General features: G+C 45.4%; 12 protein-coding genes. 10 read left to right on the forward strand and 2 right to left on the reverse strand.

Annotation, left to right across the window (positions count from 1 at the left end):
* Positions 1–35: 35 nt before the first annotated feature.
* From OZ660_RS01185 to tldD, 10 genes are all read left to right on the forward strand, one after another.
* On the forward strand, positions 36–596 hold the full coding sequence (locus tag OZ660_RS01185) for a histidine phosphatase family protein (protein WP_226434101.1): 561 nt from the start codon (positions 36–38) through the stop codon (positions 594–596).
* A gap of 91 nt (positions 597–687) precedes the next feature.
* Positions 688–1,191 carry a hypothetical protein gene (locus OZ660_RS01190; RefSeq protein WP_274742289.1) on the forward strand — a complete coding sequence of 168 codons (504 nt, stop codon included), beginning with the start codon at positions 688–690 and terminating at the stop codon, positions 1,189–1,191.
* A 285-nt stretch (positions 1,192–1,476) separates the two neighbouring features.
* Positions 1,477–2,520, forward strand: a complete 1,044-nt coding sequence (locus OZ660_RS01195; RefSeq protein ID WP_014947909.1) for a rod shape-determining protein — start codon at positions 1,477–1,479, stop codon at positions 2,518–2,520.
* A gap of 37 nt (positions 2,521–2,557) precedes the next feature.
* On the forward strand, positions 2,558–3,430 hold the full coding sequence (gene mreC, locus OZ660_RS01200) for a rod shape-determining protein MreC (protein WP_202263231.1): 873 nt from the start codon (positions 2,558–2,560) through the stop codon (positions 3,428–3,430).
* Positions 3,423–3,899, forward strand: coding sequence for a rod shape-determining protein MreD (gene mreD / locus OZ660_RS01205; RefSeq protein ID WP_159627189.1), 477 nt, complete (start codon positions 3,423–3,425; stop codon positions 3,897–3,899). Before mreC ends, mreD begins: the two co-directional genes overlap by 8 nt.
* A gap of 34 nt (positions 3,900–3,933) precedes the next feature.
* Entirely contained in the window at positions 3,934–4,518 is a 585-nt protein-coding gene (locus OZ660_RS01210) for a Maf family protein (RefSeq protein ID WP_274742290.1), read from the forward strand.
* A 2-nt stretch (positions 4,519–4,520) separates the two neighbouring features.
* The gene (rng, locus tag OZ660_RS01215; RefSeq protein WP_159627187.1) at positions 4,521–5,987 is read left to right on the forward strand and encodes a ribonuclease G; all 1,467 of its coding nucleotides are present in this window, start codon (positions 4,521–4,523) and stop codon (positions 5,985–5,987) included.
* A 26-nt stretch (positions 5,988–6,013) separates the two neighbouring features.
* On the forward strand, positions 6,014–9,997 hold the full coding sequence (locus OZ660_RS01220; protein WP_274742291.1) for a YhdP family protein: 3,984 nt from the start codon (positions 6,014–6,016) through the stop codon (positions 9,995–9,997).
* Entirely contained in the window at positions 9,990–10,808 is an 819-nt protein-coding gene (locus OZ660_RS01225; RefSeq protein ID WP_274742292.1) for a carbon-nitrogen hydrolase family protein, read from the forward strand. Before OZ660_RS01220 ends, OZ660_RS01225 begins: the two co-directional genes overlap by 8 nt.
* Positions 10,801–12,243 (forward strand): metalloprotease TldD, encoded by a 1,443-nt coding sequence (gene tldD, locus OZ660_RS01230; RefSeq protein ID WP_202263234.1) that lies wholly within the window; start codon positions 10,801–10,803, stop codon positions 12,241–12,243. The genes OZ660_RS01225 and tldD overlap by 8 nt, the downstream gene beginning before the upstream one ends.
* Here tldD and OZ660_RS01235 read toward each other — a convergent pair.
* Both OZ660_RS01235 and OZ660_RS01240 read right to left on the reverse strand, forming a co-directional pair.
* Positions 12,240–13,541: an ABC transporter substrate-binding protein gene (locus OZ660_RS01235; protein ID WP_274742293.1), complete on the reverse strand. Its 1,302-nt coding sequence runs from the start codon at positions 13,539–13,541 to the stop codon at positions 12,240–12,242. The two genes, tldD and OZ660_RS01235, sit on opposite strands and share 4 nt — an antisense overlap.
* 50 nt (positions 13,542–13,591) lie before the next feature.
* On the reverse strand, positions 13,592–14,023 hold the full coding sequence (locus OZ660_RS01240) for a hypothetical protein (RefSeq protein ID WP_274742294.1): 432 nt from the start codon (positions 14,021–14,023) through the stop codon (positions 13,592–13,594).
* Between the last annotated feature and the right edge of the window lie 79 nt (positions 14,024–14,102).

The following is a 14,102-nucleotide window of genomic DNA, read 5'->3' on the forward strand; positions in this document are numbered from 1 at the left end:
ACGCTTAATTGTACTTACACGCTAACAGGGACGTTATGGCACATTATCATCCAAAGGAAATCGTTTTAATTCGTCATGGCAAACCCTTGTCTGCCCACAATGACAAAGTAACTGCATCGCAATACGCAAAGTGGATAAAAGCGTACAATAAATCCGAACTCGATCCGCAGAGTAAACCCGAGACTACGACTCACCTTGATAACAGCTATATCATGGTGAGCCCGCTTGTACGCGCCCAACTTACAGCAACACATTATGGCGTGAAAAAAGCCGACGAAGTGTGCGACGACCTAAGAGAAATGGACATACCTTACTACAAACTACCTGTGCAACTGCGTACATGGCATTGGGTTGTTGTAAGTAGAGCGTTATGGTTTTTGGGCAAGAAAGGCCGTTTTGAAAGTTTTGAAGCAGCGAAATCTCGAGTAGATAATCTGGTTGCTCGCATTGAAGATTTATCATTAGAACATGAACGTTTGGTGCTGTTTGGCCATGGTATGACTAACTACTTCACCCGCAAGGCGCTAATGGCAAAAGGGTGGCAACTAAAGCAGAAAAATAGTGATTTTTGGGGAATAACGGTGCTTTCCCAATAAACATCTGCTTTATATTTTGTTCTCTATGCCGATAAAATAGCGATATCGCCCGTTAGTACAGTGTATTGATGTCGGCATTAGGAAGAGAACAATGAAAAATACAACAAATGACACTTCTCCATATCTCAATATAATGAAGGCATCCATTGCCGCAATTTTTGCTATTGCGCTTGGGGTGTTAATCAATGTTTTTAATACTGATGAAAGCAACACAACCGAAAATGCTTTTTTAAGTAGCGCCTCAACGTTCAGAGATCATGTTATCTCGTCACACTGGCAATGGCGCGTACAGCAGCCTACCACGATGATCATGTTGATTCATTATGATAAAGCAGGAAAAGAAATTAATCGTAAACCAGTAAGAATGAATCACAATGGATGGCCCACCGCAGCGCTTACTGACGAAGGTTGTGAGAAAGTATGGACGGGCTTAGTGGCATCGCCGTTGAACGTTGATGGCTTTAAGGTACACGCTCGCTACTATTCCGACACGGACGATAGCGAAGACAACTATTGGTGTCGTTATAGTTTAAGCAGTGGCGCCTATTTTGACTACTACCCTGCTTCAGGTAAAACAACTGATATAGAGTTCTAATCGTTGCTCGACAATGGGAACCTTTTAGCCCTTGCGTAGTCTTTTATCATGTAAAATGGTAAACCTCTTTGAATAAGGGGAAAACGATGCACACTACACCTCTGCAAGACCAAAATTGAGAACTTGCAGTGCTAAATGAATATAATTTAACAACAAATAAAGGCATTACTTGCCCAAATTTGCCCCCATTGTTAAAGTGTGACAATAAATATCGACTTCATGTTAAAGCGTCGCCATCTCACCTTTGCATATACGCGTTAACACAAAAACAGGAATACACTCTTCATGTTTAAAAAGCTTCGAGGCATGTTCTCTAACGATCTGTCCATAGACCTCGGAACAGCTAACACGCTGATTTACGTAAAAGACCAAGGTATTGTACTTAACGAGCCATCCGTTGTAGCTATTCGTCAAGAGCGTGCAGCCGGGCCGAAAAGCGTAGCAGCTGTCGGTGCTGAAGCGAAGCGCATGTTAGGTAGAACGCCTGGGAACATCCGTGCGATTCGTCCTATGAAAGACGGCGTAATTGCCGACTTTTATGTAACAGAAAAAATGCTTCAGCACTTTATCAAGCAAGTACACGACAATAACTTCTTGCGCCCAAGCCCTCGCGTGCTGGTATGTGTACCTTGTGGCTCAACACAGGTTGAGCGCCGTGCTATCAAAGAGTCTGCGCTAGGCGCAGGGGCACGTGAAGTCTACCTTATCGACGAGCCAATGGCGGCAGCAATAGGTGCTGGCTTACCCGTATCTGAAGCTACGGGCTCAATGGTTGTTGATATCGGTGGTGGTACAACAGAAGTTGCCATTATTTCATTAAACGGTGTGGTGTACTCATCGTCAGTGCGCATCGGTGGTGACAAATTTGATGAAGCCATTATTAACTACATTCGTCGAAACTTCGGTTCACTTATAGGCGAAGCCACTGCTGAGCGTATCAAACACGAAATCGGCGCAGCTTACCCTGGTGAAGAAGTGCGTGAAATCGAAGTGCGCGGCCGCAACCTTGCTGAAGGTGTACCACGAGGCTTTACGCTCAACTCAAACGAGATCCTAGAAGCGCTGCAAGAGCCACTTACAGGTATTGTATCTGCGGTAATGGTTGCCCTTGAGCAGTCTCCTCCTGAGCTAGCGTCAGATATTTCTGAGCGCGGTATGGTACTAACCGGTGGTGGTGCACTACTTAAAGACCTAGACAGATTGCTTATGGAAGAAACGGGCATTCCTGTGGTTATTGCGGATGATCCGCTAACTTGTGTAGCGCGCGGTGGCGGTAAGGCATTCGATATGATTGACCTTCACGGTGGCGACCTGTTTAGTTACGAGTAAGCAGGAAAGGCAACCTTAAGGTTGCCTTATTTGTATCATGGATACTATTTTTACGCGCGGCCCATCGCTGAATAATCGACTCGCACTGGCATTGGTTTTGTCGGTGCTGTTGATATTTGTCGATCACAAGCTTGATGGTTTTAAGTCTACGCGCGTTTACCTCAACTCCATCATGAGTCCGTTGCAATACATTGCGAATTTGCCTGGGCTTATGCTTAATGAAAGTGCTCAGCGCCTCACTTCTCAAGAGCAGTTACTTGCCGAAAATCAGAAGCTCAATAACCAACTGTTGTTAATGAGTGAAAAACTGCAGCAATTTGACGTTATTCAAAAAGAAAACCGACAACTGAGAGAGCTACTTCAAGCGCCTCTACGCATTGATTCTCGAAAGATGGTTGCTGAGTTAATGGCGGTGGATAAAAACCCATACAGCCAACAAGTGGTTATTAATAAGGGGGCAATAGACGGCGTCTATCTGTCACAGCCCGTTATTGATGACAAAGGCATTGTGGGACAAGTCACGGAAGTAGGTACAACGAATAGTCGGGTTCTGCTGATTGCCGATGTTACTCACGCTATTCCCGTGCGCTCACTACGCAACGATATCCGCTTTATTGCGAATGGCAGCGGTAGCTTAAATGAACTGTATCTTGAGCACGTGCCACATAGCGTAGACATCAAGGTAGGGGATATCTTGGTGTCGTCGGGTTTAGGAAAAGTCTTCCCTGAAGGCTATCCAGTGGCCCAGGTTACTCAGGTTGTACGTGACGAAAGTCGTCCTTTTGCACAAGTGGTTGTATCGCCGGTCGCTAAGTTAGATAGGTTGCGACACTTGTTGTTACTTTGGTACACGAAAAAAACAAATGCAGAAGAAAATAACGAGGCAGTAGAAGAGTCAACCGATGCGTAAACGTAACCTCGTAATTTGGATAAGTATAGCGATTTCGTTGGTACTACAAATAGTGCCACTGCCTATTCAGGTTGATGTTTATCGTCCTGACTGGGTGCTGGTAGTTTTGGCTTATTGGAGTATGGCACTACCGCAACGTGTTAATGTGGGTGTCGCTTTTGTTACGGGTATCGCCATGGATATCCTCGTTGGGACAACCCTAGGTATACACAGTCTTGGTTTGAGTATTTGTGTTTATGTGCTCGCTGCAAATTACCAGCGACTTCGCAATTACTCAGTATGGCAACAAGCTATTATTATCGGCCTGCTTTCTTCACTTTATCACTTGCTCACGTTTTGGGTGCAGCACCTTCTTACCGATATTTATTTCCAGGTTGATTATTTGTGGCCTGTTATTACGTCAATGATGGTGTGGCCTTGGATTTTCTGGTTACTTCGTCGAACTCGTCGACAGTTTTCAATATCCTAAGCAGCAAGTACATACTTTCAATTAAGGCAGACACATGACTAAATCGGTTGTACTCGCGTCAGCATCACCAAGGCGTACTGCGTTGCTTAAGCAGATGAACATTGCACATCGCATTTTGCCAGCAGACATTGATGAAACACCTAAAGACGGTGAATCTCCCGATACCTTAGTTAAACGATTAGCCGCAGAAAAAGCGCTTGCTGTTAAGGCGAAATTAACGCAGCAGGGCGAAATGACGAACGAAACGGTTATTTTGGCCAGTGATACCCTCATTGCTTTTAATGGTAATAGTGTAGGTAAGCCAGAAAACAAGGCCGATGCACAGCGCATTCTTCGCATGTTATCAGGCAATAAACACGAAGTACTTACTGCTATCAGCGCGGTAAGTAACGTGAAACAGTGTACCGAAGTAATTAATACCTATGTTGAATTTGCATCATTGACGGATGCCCAAATTGACGCATACTGGGAAACAGGTGAACCTGCGGATAAAGCAGGAAGTTATGCAATTCAAGGGATCGGCGGTGAATTCGTCGTTTCAATTAACGGCAGTGCAAGTGCTGTAGTGGGCTTGCCCCTTTATGAAACCCGTCAACTGCTCAATGCATTTGGAGTGTAGTGGTGAGTGCTGAACTACTAATTAACGTTACGCCATCAGAGTCACGTGTGGCGCTGATTGAGAATGGAATTTTGCAAGAAATTCACGTTGAACGACATACAAAGCGTGGATTAGTGGGCAACATTTATCGTGGTAAAGTAAGCCGTGTTTTGCCTGGTATGCAAGCAGCATTTGTGGATATTGGGTTAGAAAAGGCGGCGTTTTTGCACGCTTCAGACATTGTTATTCATAATGAAATTGCGGAAGAAGTGTCTGCCAGTCATATTCAAAAACAAGACATTCGCGAGCTTGTGCGCGACGGACAAGATATCGTTGTTCAGGTGGTAAAGGATCCTATTGGAACAAAAGGCGCTCGCTTAACCACAGATATTACCATTCCAAGCCGCTATTTAGTGTTCATGCCGTCGGTTACCCACGTAGGTGTTTCGCAGCGCATTGAAGAAGAAGCGGAGCGCGAGCGTTTAAAAGGGTTGGTTCAAGAATTTTGTGACGAAAATGGCGGTTTTATTCTTCGCACCGCTGCAGAAGGCGTGGGTAAAACTGAACTGCAATCTGATGCCGCATTTTTGCGTCGCTTGTGGGATAAAATTCAATCGCGCATGAAAAAGCGCAAGTCCAACGTACTATACGAAGACTTGCCACTTGCGCGTCGTGTATTGCGTGACTTTGTTGGCACAGAGCTCGACCGTATTCGCATTGACTCGAAACTGTCTTTTCAAGAGCTTCATCAGTTTACCAAAGAATATGTGCCTGAAATGAATGGCAAGCTTGAGTACTACACCGGAGACAGACCAATTTTCGACTTGTACGATGTCGAAAATGAAGCGCAACGAGCGTTGGAAAGACGGGTGGATTTAAAATCCGGTGGTTATCTCATTATCGACCAAACCGAAGCGATGACCACTATTGATATTAATACGGGGGCATTCGTTGGCCACCGTAATTTAGAAGAAACCATATTTAACACCAATATTGAGGCGACGCAGGCGATTGCGCGCCAGTTAAGACTGCGCAACTTGGGCGGTATGATCCTAATCGACTTTATCGATATGATTGAACCAGACCATAAAAGAAGGGTCTTACATTCATTAGAGGTGGCGACAAACAAGGACAGAGCTAAGATAAACATTCACGGTTTTACGGCGTTGGGGCTTATTGAAATGACCCGCAAGCGCACCCGTGAAAGCATAGAGCATATACTGTGTGGTGAATGCCCCGTATGTAAAGGGCGTGGCACAGTGAAGACCATTGAAACTATTTGCTTTGAAATTATGCGTGAGATTGTACGGGTAAACCGTGCTTATGACGCCGATAAGTTTGTGGTTTACGCGTCGCCTAAAGTGGCTGAAGCGTTAATGGGCGAAGAGTCTCACATGCTAGCTGAGTTGGAAGTGTTTGTATCTAAACAAATTAAGGTACAAACCGAAACTTTGTACAACCAGGATAAGTACGACGTCGTCATGATGTAACGCATTAACTTATACAAAGGCAAAGTGTGACAAATTTTTCGTCGGTAGCCGCTTATTTGCTAAAGAAGTTCTGGCTGCTACTCGCCGTATTACTTGTAGTGTTTGCACTGGTGTTAAGTGCTGCCCGTTATGCCCTGCCGCATATCGAGCACAATAAACACCTGTTAGAGAACTATATTAACGAGCAGTACGGGGTCAATCTTACAATTGATAGTGTACACGCGGTGTGGCAACGCAATGGGCCAAGCATCGTCCTTAATTCGGTATCGCTTGCTAAAGACGATGCCTCTCCTGTGGCACTTGATATCCGTCAAATCTACGTTGAATTAGATTTTTGGCAGTCGCTACGCCTGCAACTTGTCTCTTCTACACGATTCGAATTGCGCGGCCTACATCTTGATATCGATGCTGACAGGCTATCTGGCGACAGCAAAAACAACTTTCCAGTAGTAAATGCGCTAGAACGCTTATTCCTAGAGCAATTGCAGAGCTTTTCCCTTGAAGATGGTGTCGTATCAGTATCGCGACAAAATGAAGTCAGTACTTTCGATATTGAAAGCTTGTCGTGGAACAACTTTGAAGAGCGTCACCAAGGGCTAGGACGCATGAAGGTGGCAGATTTAGCCGCCAACTCTGCGTCGTTCATCATAGATATTAACGGTACGAGAGAGAAGTTTAACGGCGTCTTCTACGCAAAGGCAGAGGATTTAGATATATCCCCGTGGGTGAGCGACCTTATTAATACCAAGCGTCCTTTGGCGCAAAGTCGCGCTAATTTTGAAGTGTGGGTGAGCCTTGATGACACCCAAATTAACAGCGTACAGGCAGAGCTCAACAACAGCCTTCTGCAATGGGGCGATGAGACGGTTAAAACAGTAACGGGTATCACGGGCGGGAGCTTGCAAGCGTTGCCCACCGATACGGGCTGGAATGTGCGTGTCGACCAGCTTGTTTTGAATTCAAGCAACGAAACATTAACCACTGACCTAATTGGCAGTATTAACCACAATGGTGACGTGTTAGTTAATACCGTAAAGCCGGTGCAAGTAAATCCTTTCTTGTTGTTACTGCCGTTGTTCATGGATGACACTAGCGAAGATGAAATTCGCGCGTTGGATCCAAAAGGTGAATTGGCAACACTGCAATTTCAATTGCACAATGGAAAACCAGAGCTGGCTGCAAAAGTCGTTGATCTTCAGTGGTCAAAGAGCGACAACGTACCTGGGCTTTCGTCTCTTGATGTTGATTTTTATTGGTATAAAAACAACGGTGCTGTTTACCTAAATAGTACTAACAGCGTGTTGAGTTCTAAGGGCGTAATTAAAAAAGATTTAAACATAAATGCGTTGCAAGCTGATTTCTTCATTTACCCGCACACGTCTTACCAAGAAGAAACTAAGCAACAAGTAGCAGCGTCCCCGCAGTGGATCATTAGAGGGGATAACATGCTATTTGATAGTGACAGCGTGACCCTCAAACCACAATTTAAGATAAACACCTCAACAGGGTTGATGTCGATTTATGCGGATATCAGTCCAATGTCGCTTAGTGGGGTGAGTGACTTGTTCCCTACAATAGGCATGGGTAAAAACACTGATAGCTATCTTACTCGTGCTTTCAATGGCAAAGGGGCAATCGAAAGTGCTCGCGTGCTGTGGCATGGAAAACCCTCTGCATTTCCATTTGACGATAATTCGGGCATTTTTCAGGCCTATGTGGATATAAAGCAAGGTGACTTTTTATTTGCTCCTGATTGGCCTGCACTAACAAAGCTCGATTTGTCCTTATATTTTGTCAATAACGCCCTTGTAATGGAAAGCCCTTCGGCGCAACTAGGCGAAATGCAAATTAGCAAGATGTCTGCAACTATACCTAGCTTTAAGCCGGGCGAACGGTTACTTATTTATGCCAACGGAGCGGGCACAGGCCAGGCGCTAACCGACCTCATGATGTCGTCATCTATCAAAAATTCTCTGGGCAAAGTACTTAATGATGAAGTGCAAGTTTCAGGGCCGTTATCTGCTGATATTAAGCTTGATATCCCACTTAAAGGAAAAGACGTCGTTGCGTCGGGGACTGCCCATTTGTCTAGCAATCCTGTTTATATTGCCAGCACAGGAATGTTGTTTGATAACGCAACCGGCGATATTACGTTTACGAACGGGGACATTGATGCCGATGGTCTAGCCGCTAGTTTCTTAAATCAGCCGGTAGAAATGGCGTTTAGTGGCAGACAAGGCGACAACTATGATCTTCACGTTGAGTTAGGTGGGCGTTGGCATGTTCATCCGTTGGCAAATTACGTCAATACGCAATTAACGGACTACATCGATGGCGAGGCCAAGTGGCAAACAGACGTAGATTTAGTACTGGGTAAAGCAGACTTTTCTTACAAGGCAACGTTAAATGCAGACTTAGGCGCTATGCAAAGCGTGTTACCGTCACCATTTAACACCGCAATTGGTAGCGATCTTCCGCTTTATATCGAAAGTGAAGGTGATGGCAAAGCGTCGAATGTTAACGCGAAATTAGGAAGTGAAATTCGCTTTACAGGGGTATTACCTCATCAAGAAATGCAGTTCTCTCGTGCCCATTTAGCGATTGGAGAGAGCGATATCACTAACATAGGTACCGGGTTTAGCATAGCGGCAAATCTACCCGATGCTGATGTGCAAGAGTGGTTTAAGACTATTGATATGTTGGTATCGGGTAGGGGGTCGCTTCATCAAGAATCTAAACTTAGAGAATCTGAGCTTCACGTAAATGCAACTCACGCAGAGAAAACGCAAAAACGAGATAGCTTGTTTAGTACGCCATCGCGTATTTTCGCCAAAACAGACAAACTACACTTTTCTGGCCATGCCATTAAAAACGTTGAGTTAAATGCGACCGAGCGCGACAAAGACTGGATTTTGGACATTGGTTCGCCGCAGGCAAGGGCAACTGTGCGCATTAACAGCGATTTGGATACTCAAGGCATAGAGATTAACGCCGACTATTTGTCCTTGGAAAAACCTGAAGAGATAGAGCTAGCAAACGATGGTGAAGCCGACACAGTGGGCGCTGAAGTGTCGCCGTACGATATAGACCCCAGTTCGTTGCCACCCATTTACTTCTATTGCCAAAGCTGTGGCGTGCACGGTATTGATTTTGGGGAAGTCACCTTAGATGTGGCAAAAGAAGAGACGGGACTCAAAATACGTCAGCTACTGGTGCGTTCTAGAGATACCAACATTACGGCAAGTGGTCATTGGAAAAATACGTCTAAAGGTGTCGAAACGTCACTAGACGGAACGCTCACTTCGCCTGATGTGGGTCAAATGCTTAAAGGCTTTGGCGTCGAGTCGGGCATTAAAGACTCAAGCGCCGATGTAAAATTTGATATCCATTGGCCTGAATCACCAATGAACTTTGCATTGGCGAACTTAAATGGTGATGTAAACTGGTCGTTGTCCGATGGCTATCTAACAGAGTTAAGTGACAAAGGCTCGCGTATATTTACGTTATTCAGTTTGAATTCTTTGGTCAGAAAACTCAGTCTCGATTTTAGAGACGTATTTGCGAAAGGTTTTTTCTACGATGATATGGGCGGTACGCTGAGTATTGTCAATGGTAAAGCCTACACCGATGATACCGAAATTGATGGTGGTGCAGGGGACATCGAAATAATTGGTTTTACCGACTTAAACTCAGGTGCGCTCAACTACAATGTTTCTTTTGCGCCAAATGTGACCGGTAACCTGCCTTTCCTCGTATACTTTTTAGCAACACCGCCTACCGCATTGGCAGCATTGGCGATAGATCAAGTGCTTACTTCTGCAAAGGTAATATCAAACGTCAACTATCGTGTTACAGGCACAATAAAAGAGCCTAAATTTGACGAAGTAGAGCGCAATAGCAAAGACATTAGTTTGCCGGCACAAAATACACCGCCGCCAGCAAACCCACAGGACAGACCGTTGACCGAAGACGATGTTCGCAGGCTAAACATGGAGGTAATCGATGGCTAATCTTATCGCACTTCAAATGACCTCGGCCCCTAATGTAGATGACAACTTAGAGACTGTTGCCAATGCAATGGCTGCTGCCAACATTGAAAATGATAGCTTGGTTGTACTGCCAGAGTGTTTTGCCTATTTTGGCGGAAAAGACAAAGGCCAGTTAAGTGTGGCGGAAAAAAAGGGCAACGGGCCCATTCAATCTCGTTTATCACAACTGGCGAAGCAACATCACTGTTACATTGTATCGGGTACCTTTCCGCTCACTACCGACGATCCCAACAAATTTTCGGCCGCTTGTATGCTGTTTGGGCCCGACGGAGAATGTCTTGCAGACTATCGTAAAATCCACATGTTTGATGTGTCAGTAAATGACAATACGGGAAGTTACAAAGAGTCGGCAACTACGCTTGCGGGTAATGAAGTGGTCACGGTACAAACCCCAATTGGCAACATTGGACTTGCGGTGTGCTATGATATACGTTTTCCAGGATTATTTACTGCAATGGGTGATATCGATATTTTGGTGTTGCCTGCGGCTTTTACGCAGCGCACTGGAGAAGCTCACTGGCATGCGTTGTTGCAGGCACGAGCTATAGAAAAGCAGTGCTTTGTAGTGGCTGCAAATCAAGTGGGTGTTCACCAAAATGGCCGCGAAACCTATGGTCACAGCGTCGTACTGTCACCTTGGGGCGATACCCTTGCCGAGCTAACAACCGAGTGCGGTGTTGCATCTACGCGCGTTGATATTGCAGAAAGAGAAACCATTAAACAGAATATGCCGGTTGCCGAACATAACCGATTCAGGAGTCACTTTGTCTAAATCTGTTGAGCGTCATTTACTATCTGACTCAGGGCTAGATATCACTAAGCTTGAGCAAGCCCTAGCGACAATTCATCGCCACGATACCGATTATGCCGATTTATATTTTCAGTCAAGCCAGCACGAAAGCTGGGTATTGGAAGACGGTATTATTAAAGAAGGTAGCTACAACATAGAGCGCGGTGTAGGCGTTCGAGCAATCAGTGGTGAAAAAACCGGGTTTGCTTATTCAGATGAAATCAGCGAAGACGCACTGGGTAAGGCGTGTAAAGCAGCGCGAGGTATTGCTCCAAGCGGTGGAACTCAGCGCGTAGCGGCACTAGGTCAAAAGCCCAGTGAAGCGCGTTATAGTGAAAATAACCCAATTCTTGCAATGCAAGACGCTGAAAAAATTTCGCTGCTTAAAGCTGTAGATGCCTACATTCGACAAAAAGAACCTTCGGCCAACCAAGTGGTAGTGAGCTTAAGTGGTGTTTACGAAGAAATCTTAGTAGCAGGTAGCGACGGTACCTTGGCAACGGACATTCGCCCGCTTGTGCGTTTGAACTGTTCAGTACTGCTAGAGCAAGGTGAACGACGTGAACGCGGATCTGCAGGTGCAGGCGGCCGTTATGCATACTCTTTTTTCACCCGTGACGAAGAGGGTAAACCGTTTTATGAAGGTTTAGCAGATGATGCGCTTCATATGGCGCGGGTTAACATGCAAGCGGTAGCATCACCAGCAGGTGCTATGCCTGTTGTGCTTGGAAACGGTTGGCCGGGTGTATTACTACACGAAGCAGTAGGACATGGTTTAGAAGGCGATTTTAACCGTAAAGGTGCCTCGACATTCTCAGGGCGTATCGGTCAACGTGTTGCCGCAAAAGGGGTAACAGTTGTTGATGACGGTACATTACATGACAGACGTGGCTCTCTTTCGGTAGACGATGAAGGCACACCCACAGCGCACAATGTGCTTATTGAAGACGGTATCCTTAAAGGCTATATGCAAGATAAGCACAATGCCAAGTTGATGGGGGTAGCGCCAACAGGAAATGGTCGTCGGGAGTCATATGCACACTTACCCATGCCGCGAATGACCAATACGTACATGTTAGATGGGCAATACGACCCACAAGAAATTATAGCGTCTATCGACAAAGGCATTTATGCGCCTAATTTCGCAGGTGGACAGGTTGATATCACCTCAGGCAAATTTGTGTTCTCGAGTGCAGAAGCCTATTTGATTGAAAACGGGAAGATTACCGCACCAGTGAAAGGGGCAACCCTTATCGGTAATGGTCCTGAAGTAATGCAGAAAATATCAATGATCGGAAACGATACTGCCCTTGATAAAGGGGTAGGTGTTTGTGGTAAAGATGGTCAGAGCGTGCCAGTTGGCGTTGGTCAGCCCACATTAAAAATCGACGAACTGACCGTAGGTGGTACTGCTTAATCAGGGCCTTTTGCCTTGTTCATTGAATCAAACGCCCCTGATGGTACAACACTGTCAGGGGCTTTTTTTATGTGCGTTTGAGTGCGCATCGCTTCCAATTTGGCAATGAGTAAATCAACAGAAAGCTCTTCTTTAATAAACGCTACAAAAAGCGCTGCTGCGCCGTTACTGAATGCGTCACTTGCCTCTCGGTCGAAATACTGAACCAACCCATCTGAATTTTGCAGATGCGTCTTACCAATGCCGAGGAGAAAACGGGGCTCTGCGTCATAGTCTAAGTGAGTCGCTATTTTCCCCACATAATCGGCCAACATCGTTTGCGCTTCTAACGTCGCAAGAAACACCATAAATTTATGGGCAGCAGGTTTACTAGCACCGGTGGTCGTAAGTACCGCTACGTCGGTAGGCGCGCTCTCATAACGGGGAAGTTCTGGATTAATTGTGGGGAAGGGAAAAAAGCCTACATCGCTGCGAATAGTATCAGGAACGTGCGCAAGAAAGAAATTACCGTTTAACATCATGGCAATTCGCTCTCTATAGAAAAACGGTAATATTTCAGACCACGTCATTTCAGCGTGTGCGCTATCAAACGCCTTGTGCTCAATAAGCTGCTGCCAGTGAACAAATACATCTCTTACTTCGGGTGTGGTAAATGATAGCTCACCTCTAACGAGTGCTAAGTACTTCTCTCGTCCAAGCAGTCGCAAAGACAAATAATCGAACCAGCCTAATGTTGACCACGATGAGCCACCACTAAAATTAAGAGGCGTTATGTGTTTTTCATCAAGCGTGTTAACAAGCGCAATAAATGTTGGCCAATCATTAGGAACTGTTAAACCAAGCCTGTTAAAAAGTGACTTGCGGTAATAAAAGCCCCATTGGTAGTAAGCCATAGGAATCGCATAAGGCATGCTCTCTTTACTTACCAGCTCTTTTATCGGTGCTGAAAAGCGTGCATCCAAGTTATGCTCTAACCATAACGACGCAAGTGGTGTGATTTTCTTACTGTCTATTAAGCTGTGAAGTTGCGTGCCACCATAGGCAAGCAGTACATCAATTTCTAACTCTTTACCCTTGAGATAATTAAGTATGCGAACTTTATGAGACTCTAGAGACTGGGAAGATACTCGCACTTTGATATGAGGATTCTGTGCTTCAAAGCGCTGCGCGAGCAGGTGATAAACCTCTTGTTGCTTGGCGGAGGAGGGGTTTACGGCAAAGGTAATGACCTCTTGATTGGCTATACTCGGTGCGCAGTAAACAAAAGTGAGTAAGAGAAATAATCCTGCTTTTCTCATGTGCTTGCGCACAAAAGATAAAGTGAACAACTTAGTAAGACTCTGGGTATTTAAGACGATTTGAAGCCTCGCTCTGCCAGCCAGACCATAGCGTCATCTTCATCACAAAACACACCAAGCTCAACACCAGCCCGCTGGTATATGCGGCTAAATTGCGCCTCAACCATAGACTGTATAGTGGTTTCGCCAATGACGAGCGCGCCAAGTGTCATACCTTTACTCACTCGCCACTCTATTGATTTTTGCAGTTCCAGTTCGCCACCTTTGGTAAGTAGGGCTGAGCCATGGAGAAACCCTAAAAACGCCCACCGCTCGCCGCCAAACTGATTAATAACATCCATCATATCCCGCCCATAACGAGCGATTGCCTCGGTATCTGCTATGCCTTCAGCTGATACGCCTACAATGTTCCCCAACGCAGCAATATGATATTGACCATATTTACTTTTGAGTTTGGCGTTTGGGTTTGAGAATATCTTCATAATGCTCTCGCTTAAACCGCGACTACTTAACACTGGTTTTTGCGCTAAAGCGTGCTGACAATGCTCGTTTCAACGTAAT

Origin of the sequence: Alteromonas sp. 009811495 (genome assembly GCF_028865455.1) — a bacterium.
GTDB lineage: Bacteria > Pseudomonadota > Gammaproteobacteria > Enterobacterales > Alteromonadaceae > Alteromonas.